Origin of the sequence: Acinetobacter sp. MB5 (assembly GCF_003261585.1) — a bacterium.
Classification (GTDB): Bacteria; Pseudomonadota; Gammaproteobacteria; order Pseudomonadales; family Moraxellaceae; genus Acinetobacter.
On the sequence record NZ_POVU01000003.1, the window covers coordinates 212928 to 232820 of the forward strand.

General features: G+C 38.3%; 20 protein-coding genes and 2 pseudogenes. 3 read left to right on the top strand and 19 right to left on the bottom strand.

The window, feature by feature from the left end; all coding sequences use genetic code 11:
* Positions 1 to 26: 26 nt before the first annotated feature.
* Both C1A47_RS06105 and C1A47_RS06110 read right to left on the bottom strand, forming a co-directional pair.
* A complete protein-coding gene (locus C1A47_RS06105) occupies positions 27 to 1421 on the bottom strand; it encodes a DHA2 family efflux MFS transporter permease subunit (RefSeq protein ID WP_111893447.1) in 1395 nt (464 codons plus the stop codon).
* A 14-nt stretch (positions 1422 to 1435) separates the two neighbouring features.
* Positions 1436 to 2122: a YggS family pyridoxal phosphate-dependent enzyme gene (locus C1A47_RS06110; RefSeq protein ID WP_111893449.1), complete on the bottom strand. Its 687-nt coding sequence runs from the start codon at positions 2120 to 2122 to the stop codon at positions 1436 to 1438.
* Positions 2123 to 2231: 109 nt separating this feature from the next.
* Here C1A47_RS06110 and C1A47_RS06115 point away from each other — a divergent pair, with 109 nt between their 5' ends.
* Both C1A47_RS06115 and C1A47_RS06120 read left to right on the top strand, forming a co-directional pair.
* Positions 2232 to 3269, top strand: coding sequence for a type IV pilus twitching motility protein PilT (locus C1A47_RS06115; protein ID WP_111893451.1), 1038 nt, complete (start codon positions 2232 to 2234; stop codon positions 3267 to 3269).
* Between the two features lie 27 nt (positions 3270 to 3296).
* Positions 3297 to 4415, top strand: coding sequence for a PilT/PilU family type 4a pilus ATPase (locus tag C1A47_RS06120; RefSeq protein ID WP_111893607.1), 1119 nt, complete (start codon positions 3297 to 3299; stop codon positions 4413 to 4415).
* A gap of 64 nt (positions 4416 to 4479) precedes the next feature.
* Here C1A47_RS06120 and fur read toward each other — a convergent pair whose 3' ends face one another.
* On the bottom strand, positions 4480 to 4917 hold the full coding sequence (gene fur / locus C1A47_RS06125; protein WP_111893453.1) for a ferric iron uptake transcriptional regulator: 438 nt from the start codon (positions 4915 to 4917) through the stop codon (positions 4480 to 4482).
* 110 nt (positions 4918 to 5027) lie between these two features.
* Between fur and C1A47_RS06130 the strand changes: the two genes are divergently transcribed.
* Entirely contained in the window at positions 5028 to 5417 is a 390-nt protein-coding gene (locus C1A47_RS06130) for an outer membrane protein assembly factor BamE (protein WP_111893455.1), read from the top strand.
* Between the two features lie 57 nt (positions 5418 to 5474).
* On the opposite strand, the gene C1A47_RS06135 is transcribed toward C1A47_RS06130, so the two are convergent.
* The 16 genes and pseudogenes from C1A47_RS06135 to C1A47_RS17645 all read right to left on the bottom strand — a co-directional run bounded on the left by C1A47_RS06135 (position 5475) and on the right by C1A47_RS17645 (position 19610).
* Positions 5475 to 5792: an RnfH family protein gene (locus C1A47_RS06135; protein WP_111893457.1), complete on the bottom strand. Its 318-nt coding sequence runs from the start codon at positions 5790 to 5792 to the stop codon at positions 5475 to 5477.
* Positions 5792 to 6859: a hypothetical protein gene (locus C1A47_RS06140; RefSeq protein WP_111893459.1), complete on the bottom strand. Its 1068-nt coding sequence runs from the start codon at positions 6857 to 6859 to the stop codon at positions 5792 to 5794. The genes C1A47_RS06135 and C1A47_RS06140 overlap by 1 nt, the downstream gene beginning before the upstream one ends.
* 165 nt (positions 6860 to 7024) lie before the next feature.
* Positions 7025 to 7480: a bacteriohemerythrin gene (locus C1A47_RS06145; RefSeq protein ID WP_111893461.1), complete on the bottom strand. Its 456-nt coding sequence runs from the start codon at positions 7478 to 7480 to the stop codon at positions 7025 to 7027.
* Positions 7481 to 7706: 226 nt separating this feature from the next.
* Positions 7707 to 8555 carry a class II glutamine amidotransferase gene (locus tag C1A47_RS06150; RefSeq protein WP_111893463.1) on the bottom strand — a complete coding sequence of 283 codons (849 nt, stop codon included), beginning with the start codon at positions 8553 to 8555 and terminating at the stop codon, positions 7707 to 7709.
* A gap of 180 nt (positions 8556 to 8735) precedes the next feature.
* Entirely contained in the window at positions 8736 to 9650 is a 915-nt protein-coding gene (gene argB, locus C1A47_RS06155; protein ID WP_111893465.1) for an acetylglutamate kinase, read from the bottom strand.
* 10 nt (positions 9651 to 9660) lie between these two features.
* Positions 9661 to 11088 (bottom strand): phosphomannomutase/phosphoglucomutase, encoded by a 1428-nt coding sequence (locus tag C1A47_RS06160; protein ID WP_111893467.1) that lies wholly within the window; start codon positions 11086 to 11088, stop codon positions 9661 to 9663.
* A gap of 166 nt (positions 11089 to 11254) precedes the next feature.
* Complete coding sequence (gene dut / locus C1A47_RS06165; RefSeq protein ID WP_111893469.1) at positions 11255 to 11707, bottom strand: dUTP diphosphatase; 453 nt, start codon at positions 11705 to 11707, stop codon at positions 11255 to 11257.
* Between the two features lie 24 nt (positions 11708 to 11731).
* Positions 11732 to 13780, bottom strand: a complete 2049-nt coding sequence (locus tag C1A47_RS06170; protein ID WP_111893471.1) for a UvrD-helicase domain-containing protein — start codon at positions 13778 to 13780, stop codon at positions 11732 to 11734.
* Positions 13781 to 13950: 170 nt separating this feature from the next.
* A complete protein-coding gene (locus C1A47_RS06175) occupies positions 13951 to 14649 on the bottom strand; it encodes a lysozyme inhibitor LprI family protein (RefSeq protein ID WP_111893473.1) in 699 nt (232 codons plus the stop codon).
* A gap of 66 nt (positions 14650 to 14715) precedes the next feature.
* Positions 14716 to 15438 carry a hypothetical protein gene (locus C1A47_RS06180; RefSeq protein WP_111893475.1) on the bottom strand — a complete coding sequence of 241 codons (723 nt, stop codon included), beginning with the start codon at positions 15436 to 15438 and terminating at the stop codon, positions 14716 to 14718.
* A 146-nt stretch (positions 15439 to 15584) separates the two neighbouring features.
* A pseudogene (locus C1A47_RS17845) lies at positions 15585 to 16257 on the bottom strand (hypothetical protein).
* Positions 16258 to 16488: 231 nt separating this feature from the next.
* Entirely contained in the window at positions 16489 to 17388 is a 900-nt protein-coding gene (locus C1A47_RS06195; protein ID WP_111893477.1) for a hypothetical protein, read from the bottom strand.
* Positions 17389 to 17418: 30 nt separating this feature from the next.
* Complete coding sequence (locus tag C1A47_RS18015) at positions 17419 to 18180, bottom strand: hypothetical protein (protein ID WP_111893479.1); 762 nt, start codon at positions 18178 to 18180, stop codon at positions 17419 to 17421.
* A 1-nt stretch (position 18181) separates the two neighbouring features.
* Positions 18182 to 19117 (bottom strand): annotated as a pseudogene (locus C1A47_RS06205) (peptidoglycan-binding protein); the annotation flags it as partial.
* A gap of 6 nt (positions 19118 to 19123) precedes the next feature.
* The gene (locus tag C1A47_RS06210; RefSeq protein ID WP_111893483.1) at positions 19124 to 19393 is read right to left on the bottom strand and encodes a hypothetical protein; all 270 of its coding nucleotides are present in this window, start codon (positions 19391 to 19393) and stop codon (positions 19124 to 19126) included.
* Between the two features lie 25 nt (positions 19394 to 19418).
* The gene (locus C1A47_RS17645; protein WP_162625921.1) at positions 19419 to 19610 is read right to left on the bottom strand and encodes a hypothetical protein; all 192 of its coding nucleotides are present in this window, start codon (positions 19608 to 19610) and stop codon (positions 19419 to 19421) included.
* Positions 19611 to 19893: the final 283 nt, after the last annotated feature.

Below are 19893 nucleotides of genomic sequence, written 5' to 3' on the forward strand. Positions count from 1 at the left end.
AGCCGTTGAAACGGCTCTTTTTTATTTCAGGATGGCCGATAACCACTGACCAGATCACCTGCATCATGCCGCAAGCGCCAACTGTCGAGCATCGCCAACAAAGAAAAGACTGCCAAAATCAAAAACGTCCAGTGAAAATCCTGTAAGGTGGCCTGCGTGTGACCATGCCAGTGCATCATGCCGCGTAGCAATAATGCAGCAAGTGCCACACCCATCCCCATGCTAATCTGGAAGAACAAGCTAAACTGCGTGGTGGCATAACTTTTATCTTTGGGTTGCACATCAGCAAAGCTCATGGAGTTATAAGTGGTAAATTGGACTGAACGACTGACTCCGCTGATAAACATTAAGACCATCATCAACCACCACGGCGTGCTTGGGCTAAACAAGGCACAACTGGCAATACTCAGCGCACCAATCGCCCCATTGACGAAAAGCACACGGCGAAAACCAAACTGGCGCATAATCGCTGTGGTTAACGGTTTCACTGCCAAGTTCCCAACAAATACCGACAAGACCAGCAGCCCTGCCTGAAATGCAGACAAACCAAAGGTCAACTGGAACATCAGTGGCAATAAAAATGGAATGGCGCTAATCGCAACCCGAAATACGGAACCACCTAAAACACTCGATGCAAAGGTCTGCTGGCGCATCGCATCAAAACGCAACAACGGTTTTTCCTGACGCTGCATATACAACACCGCAGCAATAAAAAATGCCACACCAACCGCAGCCAGCATTAAATAATTTTGAAAATGCTCAGGATCTTGTCCAATGTGTTCCATACCATACATCACGCTGGCACAAGCGCTGGCGAGCAGGATAAATCCGATAAAATCAAATTTTCCGATCTCAAGATTTTTCAAATTTTCAATCAGGCTAAAGCTGGCAAAGATTCCCAAAATACCTAATGGAATATTTAAATAGAAAATCCACGGCCATGAAAAGTGCGTCACAATAAAACCACCGATCGGTGGCCCCAAAATCGGGGCAACTAACCCTGGCCAAGTAATATAGGCAATCGCCTGTACCAGTTGCTGTTTCGGTGTAGACCGAATCACCACCAAACGCCCGACAGGCACCATCATCGCACCACCAATACCTTGTAAGACCCGTGCGAAAATAAAGTGATTCAGATTTTGACTTAAACCACACAGCACCGATGCTGCGGTAAAAACAGCAATTGCTGAAACAAAAATCGTGCGCGCGCCAAAACGGTCAGCCATCCAGCCACTCATCGGAATAAAAATTGCCACCGCCAGTAAATAAGCACTGATTCCGACATTTAGATCAATTGCTGTGGCATGAAAACTCTGAGCCAGTGCGGGTAAAGCTGTGGTGATGATCGTCGCATCCAGATTTTCCATAAAAAATGTGACGGCCACCAACAACGCTGTCCATTTTATTTTTGTTTGACTCAAAATTCCCTCTCCAATTATTTTTGGTAATCCCGCACTCCAAACAGTGCCGTACCGATGCGTACCATGGTCGAGCCTGCCGCAATGGCAGCCTGCAAATCTCCCGACATACCCATGCTTAAGGTATCCCAATCTTCAGGATGTGTATGTTGTACTTTAACTTTTTCAAACAAGGCTTGGGCATCGCTAAAGGCTTGCTGATTATTCGGTGCAGGAATCACCATCAAGCCACGCAAGCGTAAGTTTGGAAGCTGACTGATCTGTTCGACTAAACTTGCGACTTCTTCAGGCGCACAACCATCTTTACTGTCCTGCCCATCAATATTGACCTGTAAGCAGATATTGAGTGGCTGAGACGTTTCTGCTCGCTGACTCGACAAGCGCTCGGCAATAATCAAGCGATCAACCCCGTGTACCCAGTCAAATTTTTCAGCCAAATGTTTGGTTTTATTGCGCTGCACATGTCCAATAAAATGCCACTCGATTGCTAGGTCTTGTAATGCCTCAATTTTATCGAGGGCTTCTTGTAAATAGTTTTCCCCAAATGCGCGTTGCCCCGTTGCATACATGGCACGCAACGCTTCACTCGGATGAGTTTTAGACACCGCAAGTAATTGAACGTGATCAGCAGAACGACCAGATTGTGTACATGCATGCTGGATCTGTTGCAATACAGCATCACGTGATTCTTGGTAATGATTCATAAACAGGCATCTCTTCAAGATTTTTTCATGATTTGCAGTGGAAAGTGTTGGTTAGATGTTTTGAAAATCGTTATTATTTTACAAAAATAACGAACACTTTGGGGCAAGAATGGATATTACAGAATTACTGGCTTTTTCTGCAAAAAATGGGGCATCGGATTTACACCTTTCTGCAGGCTTACCGCCGATGATTCGTATTGATGGTGAAGTGCGACGTATTAATTTACCTGCACTCGAACATAAAGATGTCCATCGTCTCATTTACGACATCATGAATGATAAACAACGCCATGACTATGAAGAATTACTGGAAACTGACTTTTCTTTTGAAGTTCCTGGAGTTGCACGTTTCCGTGTAAACGCATTTAACCAAAACCGTGGTGCAGGTGCCGTATTTCGTACCATTCCATCTAAAATTTTAACCATGGAAGATTTAGGTCTAGGCAACACCTTTAAAGAAATTTGTGATTTCCCTCGTGGTATCGTTCTGGTGACAGGCCCAACAGGTTCGGGTAAATCAACAACGCTCGCAGCCATGCTCGATTACATTAATGACAACCGCTATGACCACATTTTAACGGTTGAAGATCCAATCGAATTTGTGCACCAATCTAAAAAATGTCTGATCAACCAGCGTGAAGTGCACCGTGACACACATGGCTTTAATGAAGCATTGCGTTCGGCACTGCGTGAAGACCCTGACATTATTCTGGTGGGTGAGATGCGTGACTTGGAAACCATTCGTCTGGCACTGACTGCGGCAGAAACAGGTCACTTGGTCTTTGGAACGCTACATACCACCTCAGCCGCAAAAACCATTGACCGTGTGATTGACGTATTCCCTGCTGAAGAAAAAGACATGGTTCGTGCAATGTTGTCTGAATCTTTACAAGCCGTGATTTCGCAAACCCTACTGAAAAAGACAGGCGGTGGTCGTGTGGCAGCCCATGAAATCATGCTGGGTGTACCAGCGATTCGTAACCTGATTCGTGAAAACAAAGTCGCGCAAATGTACTCGGCAATTCAAACAGGTGCCAATCAGGGCATGACCACGCTGGATCAAAGCTTAAAAACACTTGTCGCAAAAGGTGTGATTACCAAAGAAGTCGCACGTTCGGCTGCAAAACAACCAGACACCTTTATGTAATTTGGGGAAGGATGATCGACTATGGCAATGGATTTTAATGATTTGCTCAATATGATGAGCGAAAAAAAAGCCTCGGATTTATTTATTACTGCGGATGTTGAACCATCCATGAAGATTAATGGGCAGCTCACGCCCATTTCATCAACCAAACTGACTGGTGAAATTGTCGATCAGCTGATTCATTCTGTAATGAATGACAAACAACGTCAGGAATTTCGTGAAACCCGTGAATGTAACTTTGCCATCACCAACCGTGAACAAACCCGACGCTACCGTGTTAGTGCGTTTTATCAGCGCGACTTACCAGGTATGGTCTTGCGCCGCATTGAGCACAAAATTCCAAGTGTTGATGAATTAAAGTTACCTCCTGTTCTTAAAGAATTGGTGATGACCAAACGTGGCATCATTATCTTTGTAGGTGCAACAGGTACAGGTAAATCGACCTCGTTAGCTGCATTACTGGGTTATCGCAATCAGAACTCTAAAGGTCATATCATTACCATTGAAGATCCGATTGAGTTTATTCACCAGCATGCGGGTTGTATTATGACCCAACGTGAAGTCGGGATTGATACGAACTCATTTGAAGTTGCGTTGAAAAACACCTTGCGACAAGCGCCTGATGTGATCCTGATCGGTGAGATCCGTACTAAAGAGGTTATGGACTATGCGGTTGCCTTTGCAGAAACAGGTCACTTGGTACTCGCAACCCTGCATGCCAACAACGCCAACCAAGCACTTGAGCGGATTATTCACTTCTTTGAGACCGAACGCCACGAACAGATTTATCTAGATTTATCCATGAACCTTCGTGCGGTTGTTGCACAGCAGTTGGTACCAACGGTGGATGGAAAATCTCGTCGTGCAGCTATTGAAGTCATGATCAACAGCCCATTGATGTCCGATTATATTCGTAAAGGTGAAACTCACGAATTAAAAGCACTGATGACCCGTTCACGTGAACTCGGCATGCAAACCTTTGACCAAGCCTTGTTTGATCTCTATAAAGCAGGTGAAATTAGCTATAAAGATGCGCTTCGCCATGCTGACTCACCAAACGATCTTCGCCTACAGATTAAACTTGCTGGCGGTGGTGCAGAGCAGCTCCTCAGCTCAAGTAGTAAAATTACCTTCGACGGTCAGTAAGCCATCAATAAAAAAGGCATTTCTTCAAGAAATGCCTTTTTTATTTGTTATATTTATGTAGGGATTATTTCTTGCGTAATGCATCTTGGCATTCTTGCGCATCGCAATAACCATACAAATTCAACGAGTGGCCAGTTAGCGTAAAACCATACTGTTTAGCAACTTCATGTTGCTCATGTTCAATAACATCATTTGTAAATTCAACAACTTTGTTACAGTTTTGGCATACAATATGATCGTGATGATCTTCTTGCATAATTTCAAAAACAGAATGGTTATTTTCAAAATGATGACGCTGAATAATGCCAGCAGCTTCAAATTGTGTTAATACGCGATACACAGTTGCCAGACCGACATCTTCACCTTGATCAAGTAATGTTTTATAAATGTCTTCAGCGCTCAAATGATGTTGTTTTGAGTTTTCAAGTAATTCCAATATCTTAATTCTTGGAAGGGTTACCTTAAGTCCTGCTTTACGTAAATCTTGATTCGAAATGGGCATGAAAAAGTCTCTCAACAATTTTTAAGTTGGAATATGCAACAGAGTTTAGATGCAGTATGATCTATCACTAGATTAAATGCATCATAATTGATTTGGATAGTGTAGCAAAAATGCAAAAAATTATGTTGACGACCTTACTCGTCAGTTCATTGCTTGCCGGCTGTGTCTATAAAATAGATATTCCACAAGGGACACCTTTAACAAAAGCCCAAGCTTCTCAGGTACAAGTTGGAATGACTTACCAACAAGTTCGTTTCTTGCTCGGTAGCCCAACAATTACTGATCCACTACATCCACAGCGTTGGGATTATGTTTACAACTATATCCCTGGAACCTATGCGAAAAAAGCCAAGATTCCTGCGGCACATGGTCAACATCTCAGCATCTATTTTGACTCACAAGGTGTTGTCACCAAAATTGATGGGCTAGACACATTGCCAAATGCACAGCCTGGATTGCCACCATCTAAAGATGCAATCCTTTCTGCGCCGCCATTATAATGAATGTATTCATTTGGTCAAAGAAAACCCCAATCATTTGATTGGGGTTTTCTTTTATTAAGAAGATCGTTTAAACCGATTTCCTTTATTTCCATAGCGTCCAACAGGATGATTTGCAGCCCGATTGCGACGAATATCTTTCGGATTAATCGTCAGCGGCCGATAGATTTCAACACGATCTCCAGCATGTAAGATATGCTCAAGAGTAACCTTTACCCCAAAAATTCCCATCTGGAATAATGCTGGCAATTCAGTTTGTGTTGCAAGATGACTACGTTGAATCGCATCAGCAACCGTCATGCCCTGCTGAAACTCAACAGCCAAATAATACTGCTGCTGTGGTGTCGCATAAGCCACCCAAACCTGTTGTGGCATTATACCGCCCCTAACACAATCGAAATGATCGCCAATACAATGGCAAGTGGAGCCACAATACGCACAGCAATACGCCACAAGTTATAGGTCATCTCTTGGCTAAAATTCAAAGCCTTACGCAAATGGCTGATTTTCATGATCCAGCCAACAAAAATGGCGTAAATCAGACAGATCAATAAACCCCAAAGCATGAGAACGGTATTAAGTACAGGAACAATGGCAAGGCAAGCCCAAGTCAGAATGGCAACCAAAATAATTGCCCATTGCACAAGCACCGCAATTTGGCGCTGCTGCAATTGTTCACGTGCCAGTTGCACAAAACCTGCTGCGGCAACCACACTTCCAACCAAGATAGTAATCGCTGGAATTTGAGCCTGTACCGCAAAAAAACCAAATAAGACGACAGCGACTAATTGTGCGATCCACACAGGTAAAGCACTTGCTGTCGCCTGCTCTGAATTTTTGATCTCTAAAGCGCTGGTTTGCGCATAAACACCCAAGCCCAGGCCTGATGCAACCAGTGCCAATACAACAGCATATCCCCATTCAGAAAACTGTAGTGCTGTCACATGCCATGCGCTAAGATTCAGCGGGAACATATGGCTTAAAACCAGTGAAATCAGCACCATTACTGCACCAGCACCCATCAGAATCAGGCGTGGTAAAAAAGATGCAGCGACAGCAATGACTGCCAAGACCGCAAATAGAATATTTTCTGGAACTGGCAAAGCCGTATAGTGTACGACACTGTGACCTGCATTCGCAATCAGTGCACCTGCCAGAAATGGCATAAACACCACAGCCAACCAACCTGCAATCCGCCAACGCGCTGAGGCATCTGCTTCACGCGTTAAACTCATCAGTGCTTGCAAGGCTGTCGTTTTGGCACGCTTCACCAAAGCAACTTCCAGATAAGCAAATGGCAAGGCCAAAACGACCATCAGCACCAGCCATAATGCCCAAAAATCGAGCTGGCGATCGAATTGAATCCCCACCACTGGCGCAAGCGTGGTAATCAACAAAAATGATAAACAAAACGCCATCAGTGGCGATAACCATCGTGACATAGGTCTGTCCTGCATCCGAAGTTAAAAAATAATGAGCTATTTTGCCTTTGTCATGGCCGAAAATCAAAGCCTGTAGAAAAAAGAAATCATTGCCGAAGCAATGATTTGTGGCGCAAGTTTCAGGCTGTAGTTTTTATTATCGTTATAGTTTGTTGTTATTGTTGATTATGAAAAGAATCGGGCAAACCAGTTCTTGCCTTTTTTCTTTTCATGTTCACGAATAATGCCTTTCATGTTTTCTTTGACAGCGCCGACATAGTCCGCATCATCATGCTGAATATGGTTAATCAGCCATTTTGTCAAAATTTGATGAAGCTCATCCTCAATCGCCTGTCCCATCATGAAACGATCGCGATAAGTTTCAATTTTTTTAATAAATAAATCGTGTACACGCTTATGGGGTACGCGATATTTATAATCTGCTTCGTCTTGCAAGCTTTCTTCAAAAGTGAAGTGTGACTGGGTATAGTCAATAATATTGTCCAGTACTTCTTTAATTTGATTACGATCGTGTGACGCACGTACATCTTCAATTTGATTAATATAATCGAGAATACGTTTATGCTGATCATCAATTACTTCGATACCAGTATTGTATTCAGAGCGCCAATTCATTTTCATAGTGGGGGCTGCCTAATGCATCTATGTTTCATTTTCACGGCATAATAAACAAAAAATGATCAACAAAAAACCAACCAAAACCCTCAGAATTACAACACTTTTCACTAATTATTTGATTCAAATCATAAAACAAAATATACCCAAGTAAAAGAATCAAGTATTTTTTAATCAATTACTTACTAGATACATTGTATTTTCTTAAATTAAATTATTGGCACATAATTTTCTAATACAAATCTGCTTTAGTGACACGACGTAAAGAGGGATCTTGAGCCTCTCGATTTAAGCGCTCTACAGAAGTAATGGCATGTGCCACTGGACGCCCGTGCTGGAACAAAATCATTTCCCCTGCCTGAAAAGCTGTCCACTGTTCATTTTGTGTCAAAGGCTCAGTAGTAATGACCGCAACACGATCATCAGGTGTAGTGACTTCACTAAAATCAACTTCAACATCCAGATCAATCAGATGCGCATGCTGAAACGGATATTCACGTACAATCCAATGAAGCTTGGTTGTCGCATAACTCCACAAGGCTTGACCATTGGATAAGCAAAAGTTAAATGTGCCATGCTCAGCAATTTGTGGCGCAATTTCTTGTAAAACCTGAAAAATATCTTGAATCGAAGGTTCTTGATAACCAAAACGTTCAACCAATTGATCGAGCAAGAAACAAAAGGCATATTCACTGTCGGTATTCCCCACAGGCGTAAAATGCCCACTGAGTACAGGCTGGAAACCATGTAAATCGCCATTATGGGCAAAAATCCAGTGACGCCCCCACAATTCCCGTAAAAATGGATGTGAGTTTTCAAGGGTAATTTTGCCTTGTGTGGCTTTGCGAATATGCGCAATCACATTGCGGGATTTAATCGGATAGTTGCGGATCAAGTCAGCTATCGGGGATTCAACCGCTGACTGATTATCGACAAATAAGCGGCAGGCTTTGTCTTCAAAAAAAGCAATGCCAAAACCATCGCAGTGATCAGAGGTAATTCCCGCGCGTTGTGAAAACCCTCGGAACGAGAAGGTAATATCGGTCGGTGTCGCACAATTCATTCCGAGTAGCTGGCACATGCTGAAATCTTCTTACAATCAAATACATCTCTAAAGAATGTAACGGATGCCAATCAGATCTGCAAATGCGTTTTTTCGCAGTCTTTATGAAAAATAATGCTAAAAGAAATACAACAACCACATTTATCGAATAATAATTTTTTGAGTCAAAAAAAACCGCATTACTGCGGTTTCTTGAATTTAAGCGTCTGGATGCGCAGCTTTAGCACGGTTGGTAATCAGTGTTCCCACCCCGTGATCGGTAAAGATCTCAAGCAAAGTCGCATGTGGCACACGCCCATCAACAATATGTGCACTCACCACACCACCTTTCACTGCATCAAGCGCACAACTCACTTTCGGAATCATACCGCCATAAATCACGCCTGTTTCGATCAGTTGATCGACTTCATGCGTAGTTAAACCAGTCAGCAGGTTTTTATTTTCATCCAGTACTCCACTAATGTTGGTCAACAAAATCAGTTTTTCCGCACCCAATGCTTCAGCCACTTTACCTGCCACCAAGTCTGCATTGATGTTGTAGGTATTGCCCTGTTCATCGACACCGAGTGGTGCAATCACAGGAATAAAATCGCTTTGGGTAAACATTTGCAAAACGTCAGTTTTCACACCAACCACTTCACCGACCATTCCCAAATCAATTTCTTTGACAGAACCATCTTCATTCTGTTTTTTCATCAAGAGTTTACGGGCGCGAAGTAAGTTACCGTCTTTACCTGTCAAACCGATGGCACGACCACCATGTTTGTTAATCAGATTGACGATCGATTTGTTGACGCTACCGCCAAGTACCATTTCCACCACTTCCATGGTGGCTTCATCGGTCACGCGCATCCCGTCAATACGGTCAGACTCTTGCCCTAAGCGTTTGAGCAATGAATCGACTTGAGGGCCGCCACCATGTACTACAATCGGGTTAAGACCTACAGTTTTGAGCAACACAATGTCTCGCGCAAAAGAACTTTCAAGTTCAGGATCGGTCATGGCATTGCCGCCATATTTCACCACAAGGGTTTTTCCTGAGAAACGTTGAATGTACGGCAAAGCTTCTGTTAAAACCTGTGCTTTGTCGAGGCCAGTGTGTTGGTGTGGCATGTGCCTCTCCTTATTGCGCGTTACAAATATCGTGCGCGATTTCTGGATATTTTTCGCTGAGCAGATATGCAAAGTTTTGGCGAATTTCATTTAAACGCGATGCACTACTGGCATCGAAACGTACTGTTAAATATTCGCCAGTATTGGATGCTCGAATAATGCCAAAACCGTCATCAAAATCAAGCCTAACCCCGTCAATTTTGGTTAAATGCGCTGCAATTTTATGACTTTGTTGCTCAATATCTTGCAATACCTGAGCGGGATGATGCTGATAGGTTCGAATATAAGTATCTTCTGTCGCATAGCGTTCAGGAATTTGTCGCATTAATCCTGAAAAATGAGATTCGGAACTTTGCGAAAAATATTCAATGGCACGCAGCGCAGCATATAAACCATCGTCATAGCCTTTACCGCGCCCATCATTAAAGACATAGTGCCCTGCGTATTCACCACCAAAAATCGCCTGCCCTTTTGAATGGGCAATATATTTACGTAAAAAAGTACTGCCTGTGCGAAGCATGTGAGGAATGCCAGCATACTGCTCGATTTGCTGAGTGACTAAATTGGAGCATTTCACATCAAAGACCACTTCACGCTGTGGCTGTTGTTCAAGACACATTTTCGCAAATAAACACAGTAAGCGGTCGGCACGTAAAATCTCACCCGTTTCATCGACCATCACCACACGGTCGCCATCTCCATCGAGGGCAAAACCAACATCTGCCTGTTGTTCACGTACTGTTTGGCAGAGTTTGAGCAAATGCTGTGCGGTTGAAGGATCAGGGGCATGCTCAGGAAATTCGCCATTGGCTTCACAGCGCAGTGCAATCACCTGACAACCCAGACGCTGCAAAATCGCCACAGCGTATTGACCTGCCGAGCCATATAAACCATCAACCACCACCTTGAGCGGTCGTACCAAATGAATATCCTGTTGTAAGTGCTGTAAATATTCAGCTTTAAAAGATTCAATAAATTGATGTTTTTGCTCTGTAGATCGAATCGGTTCAGGATGTTGCGCGGCAAAGTGTTGTGCTGCTACAGCGACTTGCTGAATTTGCTCAGGAGATGATGGCTCACCCTGACACATCCATTTAATGCCATTGTCACTTTTCGGGTTGTGACTGGCGGTGACCATCACACCATTGCCACCATGTTGCATGGCAAAGAAATATAAACATGGCGTGGAACAGCAGCCAAGTTCGATGACTTTTAAGCCATTTTTTTTAAAAATTTGCTGCAAAATCGTCGCGTAGCTCGGACTGGTTAAACGAGCATCATAACCAAGAACCACCGTAGAGACCTGATGTTGTAAGAATTGTTGAGAGAGCGCTTCAGCAATCGCTTGAATCACGTTTGGCGTCAAATTATTCAACTTGCCCCGAATATCGTAGGCACGGAAGATATGCGCAGGAAAATCATTTTTGTTTAACTGCATAAAATACTTTTTTCAGATCAATCATGAATAAATTGTGGGTGACAACGCTAGGCTTTGTAAATATGGCACTCAGGCTATTTTGTAATAAATAGCCCAGTTTTAGACTAAAAAATCAAAAAAACTCCAACAATGTGGAGTTTTTTTAGTCACCATAAATCAGTCGATTTTAGTGTTGACCAGTATGACCAAAGCCACCTGCACCACGTTCGGTTGCAGTAAACTCATCGACCTGTTCAAATTCTGCCTGAATCACAGGCACTAATACGTACTGTGCCAAACGCTCGCCTGGTTCAAGGCTAAAAGTTTGCTGTCCACGGTTCCAGACTGAAATCATCAACTCACCTTGATAATCCGAGTCAATTAAACCGACCAAGTTCCCCAAAACAATGCCGTGCTTATGACCTAAACCTGAACGCGGCAAAATCAGACCTGCAAAGTTAGTATCTTCGATATAAATCGCCAAACCTGTTTTTACCAATACGGTTTGACCTGGTTCAATCTGGATGGCTTCATCTAGACACGCACGTAAATCAAGACCTGCTGAACCCGCTGTCGCATAGCTTGGCATTGCCCACTGTTGACCTAAACGTTTGTCTAAAACTTTAACCTGAACTTTCATACACTTTCCTAAACAATTAAAACATTAGTGCTTATGCTTGAGCATGGCACGTAAATTTTCCAAATAAATTTTTGCCTGTTCTTTCGGGTCGACATGAACCTGTTGCGTTTTTTTCTTACGCCCAAGCCAGTCGAGTTCGTCCTGTGGCAATTCATCCAAGAAACGGCTCGGGGTCATCTGCTTCATTTGCCCGCCCGCCTTACGCTGCTCAGCCAAAGTCAACGTTAAACCTTGGCGCGCACGGGTAATGCCCACGTACATTAAGCGGCGTTCTTCTTCAACGGTTTCCGCCGCAATTGAGTTTTTATGCGGCAGCAATTCTTCTTCCAGACCCATCATATACACAAACGGGAACTCCAGACCTTTGGCTGCATGTAGCGTTAACAGATTGACCTTGTCTGTGTCTTCTTCTTCCTGCTGTTGCTCAAGCATATCCAGCAACACCATTTTCCGAATCACACTTTCAATATTTTTTTCATCGACATCTTCAGCACGATTAATCAAACTTTGAATACTGGTATATAAAGTTTCAATGTTATCTAGCTTGGTTTTTTCCTGTGCAGGCGTTGCCGATTGCTCACGAATATAGTCGATATAGCCTGTTTCAGTGATCATCTGACGGACAATCGGTACAGGTTGATCATCATCGAGCAATTCACGGGTGTAATCTGCCATAAACTGGGCAAATTCATGCAATTGTGAGCAGACTTTTTTACTTAGTACCATGCCCAAACGCTGATCTGCTGCCGCCATTAACAGCGACAAATGATTTTCTTGCGCAAACAGACCGAGCTTTTCCAAAGTCACAGGGCCAATCGCACGTTTCGGGGTATTAATGATGCGTAAGAATGCGCTGTCATCTTCAGGGTTAATAATCAGGCGCAAATAACTCATGATGTCTTTGATTTCACTGCGCGCAAAGAATGAAGTCCCGCCTGAGAGTTTATACGGAATCTGCATTTGGCGAAGCTGGGTTTCCAGTACCCGCGCCTGAAAGTTACCACGATACAATACCGCATAATCTTTCCAGTTTTTACCGTTCATCAGCTTGTGAGTCATGATGTCCTTGACCACGCGCTCAGCTTCATCATCGTCATTACGACAGGTAATAATCCGAATAACTTCGCCATGCCCTTTGTCACTCCACAATTTTTTGTCAAAAATATGCGGATTATTTTCAATGACAGCATTGGCCGCTTTTAAGATACGACTGGTGGAACGGTAATTTTGTTCCAGTTTAATCACTTTTAAATTCGGGAAATCCTCTTTGAGGAGTGCCATATTTTCAGGCTTTGCCCCACGCCATGCATAGATCGATTGGTCATCATCGCCCACAGCGGTAAACTGCCCCATTACCCCAACCAGTAATTTGACCAAAATATACTGTGCGGTGTTGGTGTCCTGATATTCATCGACCAGTAAATAACGCACGCGGTTTTGCCATTTGTCGCGCACTTCAGCATTTTCTTGTAATAGACGGGTTGGCAACACAATCAGGTCATCAAAATCCACTGCATTGTAAGCACGCAAGTTACGCTCATACAGTTGGTATAAATAGGCAAAGCGCACATCATCTTCGGTTTCACAGGTACTTGGCGCTTGTTCAGGCAAAATCAGGTCATTTTTCCAGTCGGAAATTTTCTTCATGGCTTTCGCCACCAATTCTTTACTTTCTGCCCCTGACAAATTGTCCTGATGCATCAAGTCGATCAGAATGCGTTTACAGTCGTCGGCATCCAAGATTGAGAAATTGGCTTTAAGCGGTAAATGTTTGAGTTCGAGTCGCAGCAGATTCAAACCAAAAGTGTGGAAAGTCGAGACTGACAAGCCCTTGGCTTCTTCACGGCTGAGCAATTTACCGACACGCTCTTTCATTTCACGTGCAGCTTTATTGGTAAAGGTCATGGCGGTAATACGATGCGCGGGAATGCGGCATTGCTGTACCAAGTAGGCAATTTTTCGGGTAATCACCGAAGTTTTGCCTGAGCCTGCACCTGCAAGTACTAACAAGGGTCCTTGAGTGTATTTCATGGCTTCAAGTTGCTTGTCATTGAGTTGACTTGCTGATGACATCTGTTGACCTCCTATGCTTGGAGCATGATTATAGTCATCTCGGTTTTAGATTCCCAATAGAACTTGTACTGAACGCTAGAATTTTGTGTGATTGGGCGACAGTGTATGTCGCCATGAAGATAAATTTTATCACTTGATGTAGGAATTTTAGCCTTGTGTAGAAAACTACACTATCCATCAAAATCGCCACATTCATCTTTTTTATTTTTTTTAAAATTTAAAATGTATTTATCTGAAAAATCACTAGGTTTAATAAAATTCATATCACTAGAGTTCAATAGAATCCTCCATGTTTTTTTTCCAGCGGAGATAAAAACAACTGAAAAGTCAGAAACTTTATTTCCATTTATATCAACATCAAATTGGACACCATAATTACCTATATACTTCTTATTTAGAACTTTATAAAATTCAAATCCCTTATCACAAGAATTTTTCAACCCCAATTGATCCCCTCTAATATAAATAGATTTATATTGACACATGCATTTTGAAGACAATCCAGAATCAGAAGGAATAAAAATATTATTATAAAAAATATTAGGTTTAATTAAATAATTTTCACTTAAATAACTAACTCTTAATAAATTATAATCATTGAGACACTTTAAACTACCACGCAAAGGCTTTGAGTAACCATTAAAATTACATTTAAAATTTCTTTCTTTCAACCAAGAAACCTGTTCACCTTTAAATTCACTTAATTCAAATTTATCATTTTTCAAAATAGAAGAAATATCTCTATACATCTGATTTAAAATCTTATCATTTTCATTATATTGAGCATCCAATACATCTGTAAAACAAATATTAACTAAAAAAAGACTACTTAAAAAAACAAATTTTGATCCAACTATTAATACTTTCATACTTTTACTCATGATTTAAAAATAAAATGGGCTTAAAAAAATAAGCCCATTAAATAAATTAAAAATTTACTTAGTCTTAATATTTAACTGAGCAGGCAAGACACCAAATATTTCACATCCCAATGTAGATGAAATACAGTTTAATTTACTACCAATTGAAAATCTAAAAATATCAACCTTATTTAATCCAACACGCTTAATACTTGCAGAATAAGAATAATATCCATTTTTTGAGTTGTAAATAACTTGATCGCCCTTTAATAAATCAACATTCTTGCTACCTTCTATCCCATCTGAATTGAGCACAGGAATTTGAATAAATTTATTATTTTTAAAATTATAAAAAAACACATTTACAGATAAATTTTTATATGGTTTTTTCATATAATTTATCACACTATCTTCACGAATCCTGAAAGCAAAAATATTTTTATCATGGTATAGCAATTCAAAATCAACAAAAGAATCTAAAGAAACTAAAGAAACTAAAGAAACTAAACTCTCAAATATAGTATAAACTTTCCCCTGATTAAATACTTGAACCCCATATTTCTGCAACATATATTTTCTATTTTTATTGTTTTTTTCCACTTTTCCAAAATCAGAAACCCTAACCTTTAGATCATGATTTAAAACTATATATTTGTTATAGCTATCAATATACTCTAATGGAGCGTTAATTTGTATTGAATCCTGTAATGGATCATTCCAAATAAGATTATCTTTTGCATAACTAGAAACAGATAAACCAAAAGTTAAAATCAGAAAGAACATCTTAAACAATTTCATACACCACCAAAAACCTCAATTAATATCATATCTTTATCAAATTATTAAAATCAGCTTACAATTATATACACCCTTTTTTATGACCCCATAAAGAGAAATAAAAAGGGCTTATGAAAGAAGTCTACCACACAAGTGCCTTACATTTTTTATTCTTGTTTTTTCAAATCCAACAATCCTGAATTAAATATTTTATCATTATCAGCACATGTTGACTCCATATCCATATCTAAGAAAGTATAACGGTGTAATAGTTTTTCCTGATTATTCTGGCCTCCCCAAATATTAAAATGTGAACCTTCCTTAGAAAAACATTCAGTTATAATATTTGGAATACCATTTTCTATTAAATCAATTCCTTTAATTTTCCCATTTTTGTATATGATTTGATTTTTGTTTAATTCCAAACCATAGCCACGAACTGATGTTTTTGTTTTCTTATTAATATCATAAAAATAGTTAGGTTCATCCGTTACAAAAGCTAAGTCTGTGACGCAATCAGTATTCACATTTTTTAATATAGGTTTTACCATATCATATTGAAATTTTTTGCCTTCTTTATATAATAACAATATCGTTATTTAGTGGTTTTTCACTTACAACACATCCTTCTTTAGAGTCTAATAGTACATAAATTTTATTATCTAAAGCTTTCTTTATATCTTTATTACGTTGTGAGTTTTCTCTACTAGATAAATTTGATTTTGGATTTTCTATTTTCTGTTGCTCTACTGATTTAGCATGAGCAGTCTCATCTGAATATTTAGTGTCGCAAGCACTTAAAATTAATAAACATACAGTAATTAATATTTTATAAGTCATTTTTATCACTTACCTATATTTGATCAATAAATTATATTTTAAATGCCCTGAAAAATTCAGGAATTAATATGGTATTTAATACCATAAAAATCCCACTTAATTTCAAAAGACTTCTTTCATAATCTTTATTTCTCCATCAAGAGAAATTGGAATCCACTCTAATACATCGCAAGAGGAATAAAAAGGGCTTACGAAAGTAAGTCTAGTTAAAATTATTAAGCAATTTAAATATTAAAATGGATTCTTACTACTTATTATATAGCCATCATTAAAAATATTATAATATAAAATATTCGATTTTTTACCATTATGTTCCCTTACTTTAATTTTATAATTTTCATCTATCCAAAAGTCACTTCCCGTACCTAAATCTTTATAATAGAGTGTACCATTATAATATGTATACAACTTATATGATAGATCAGTACCGTCATCTCCATAATAAGTCATGAACACATATATATTATTCTTATTTGGCAACCTTAGAATTGAATCATTTGTATCTATCTCTCCTCCAAGATTTGATATTTCTGTATATAATTTTTCCGAATAACCTTTAAAGTTTATGCTTGTTGTTTTTGATTTTGAATTAAAGGGCAATTTAACGGGAGTAACAGCTTCAAGACTTTTTGCAATTATATCATTTTTAATAACTTTAACTTTTTTGTTTGGATAAAAATTTTCAAATTCATTATTTAAAAACTGATAACAATAAGTTCCATTATATGAAAGATCACGATACGCATATTTCATTCCCTTTATACATATTTTATTATCATCTTTTGAAAATTTTAATATTCTATCAGATATTACTTTTCCATCTTCATTTTCACCATCATAATATTCTCCATAAAGAGGAAAAGCTTCTTTGTGAATAGGATCCACAACAACAATTGACCCATCTTGACTAACATCAAGAAGAATATAATTTTTATTAAAATTGGGGTTTAAATTTAAGCTTTTCTGATACAAATTTAAATAATAATTTGAGCAAAAATCAATTTCCCCATAATCAAATTTACACTCTCCTTTATTTCCATTAATTGAAACAGTAAATTTACTTGCAGTACCTGCATAAGTATGCATGATAAAAATTAATAAAAAACTAAAAAATACAGAGATTTTATCCATAAAATTTAAAGCCTAATTTCTAAAATTTAATTACTTAACAAAATCACCTTTATCATTTAAATTAATTTTTTTAATTTTCCCTTTTTCTATATATAAAATTTCATAATTCCTATTGATTAAAACATTTTTTGATGCATCCAAAGTTATATTTTTAATTATTCCTAAACTATTAACTGAGGTTAGATTTATTTCCAGATCACCAGATTCATCTGAAGAGGGCGAAGCTATTAGTAAAACTCCACTTCGCGTTCGATCAAAGACAACTGAATCACCATAACTTGCACTAATAAAGCTATATACTTTAATCAACTTAGAGCTATCAATTAAGTTAATTTTATTACAACTATTTTTTTCCTTAGACATGATACAATTGATATGATCATTTGAATTATAAGGAAGAACAGTTACATAAAATCCATCATCATTTTTCACCTTACTTGAAACTTTAATATTTCTTATAGGTTGATTAAGATATTTTAATCTATTTTTATATTCATCATTATAACAATATTCACGAGTTAAAGCAGCTCCATCACCTAAACTATAATTTAAACGTACCTCACATTTAGCAAAAGTATCATCTTTCCATTTTTTGAAATCTTTTGTCTTAAGATTACCATTATCTTCTAATTTCTTTCTTAAAGAATTATTATCTTTTGAAATACAATTCAAAGCTTTAGTTACATTGTCAGATTGACACTTATTTTCAGAAGCCTGTGTGCATGATGACCCTAAGGTACTTAAAATCGTTATGCATAAAGTATACACATATCTATTTTTTAAAAAAAACATACTAAATTCCCTTAAAATTAATAGGTAATACAACTTTAAATGGTTTAGGCATTTTACTTTTTAACTCTTCAACAGTTCCATGTGCATGTATAGCCTTGCCATAACCAAAGACCAACCCTGTTTTTACTGCTTGATCATGAAACTTATCAACCCATAGTCTTCTATTATACTCATCAGAATAATATTTATTTGCATAATTTAGATTCCCTCCAACAATAGATCTCTTTCCTTTTGATCTTTCCAATAAGTAAGAGTTAACAAAATTTCTAATCCTAGCACTAACTTTAGCTAAAGGCATATTCTGAACAGAACCGTAAGGCTTTAAGTTTTGGGGACCTGTAATTTTTGAGAACTGTCTAGGAGCATTAACAACGCTTCTAACTGTTCTCCCCCAAACTCCAGACTTTGTTCTATTTAATATAGTATCAACAACTCCTGCTGCTTGTTCATAGAAAAATTTTTCAGTTTTAAACTGTATTATTTCTGTTTCTGTTACTTTCATAATATCAATTATATCATCCCTCGATAATACTAGTTCAGAATCAAATTCAGAGATATTATTTTTTGAAGTCAAACCTGAACACAATAATAATGACCCTTTATTTATTTTATTAATTATATTCAATAATTTTTCGCCATTAAGATCAGCTACCGACTTCTTAAATAAACTATTCCTAAAATATTCATTAGATAGTAATGTTACATCAAAATGCACCCATGTTGTAGCTCCAGACTTTCCACTTTCAAACACTTTGGGTTCTAAATAAATTTTATTTATATGCCGCTTTTCTGAAGCATCCATTTTCTTAGCCATAACATCTTTTCTAATAAACTCCATATCACTTAACTCTGTTGTTCTCGTTCCATTTTTATTAAAGTGAATATCAAGAGCCAATCCCATATGATTTACCGATGTTCTTCCATGTATTTTATTATTTTAACTTCAACCAACCATGATACATGTCACTTTGTAATGACCTAGTGAAGTTTTAGTTATATTATCGAAAGATAAATGATATTTTCTTGTAAAATTTAAAAAATTCTTACGACTGCCTTCTACTATATAATAATAACCACCCCATTCATTCTCACTATAACTCGGACTAGTTAAAAATGAAATTTTTCTTATAATAACGTTATCCAATTTATAGCTAAACATCAAACTCAAATTAATGTTTTTATCTTTTTCTGCAAAGTTCTTAATATTTTCCACATATATATCACCTACAATCAACGAATTATTGTTTATTTTTTATATTTAATTTATCACTCATTACTAAATAATATAATTTAGAAATATTATCATCAGGTTGTTCAGCTTCACAACTTAATGCTTTTACTGTCAAAATTTTATCTAGTGTATACGACTTTGTATTCAATGAAATATCCGTAATCAACATTAAAGATAATTTTAAAAACTTTCTTTTCATATCTGATTCCCAATAGAACTTGTACTGAACGCTAGAATTTTGTGTGATTGGGCGACAGTGTATGTCGCCATGAAGGAGAATCGACTTATACACCGTTGATTTGGAGTTTTCATCTTCAAATGATAATAACTTTGGGGCTAAATGCCCCATATGTGGAACATCTACATATTTAGTCCCGACACTTAGAGAATGATATTTGCATGTAGATAAATAATTCTATAAAAATTTCACATTAGAATCATGAAGATGTAAAAATTATTGTAGGAAAACGGCTTTGTTGCAC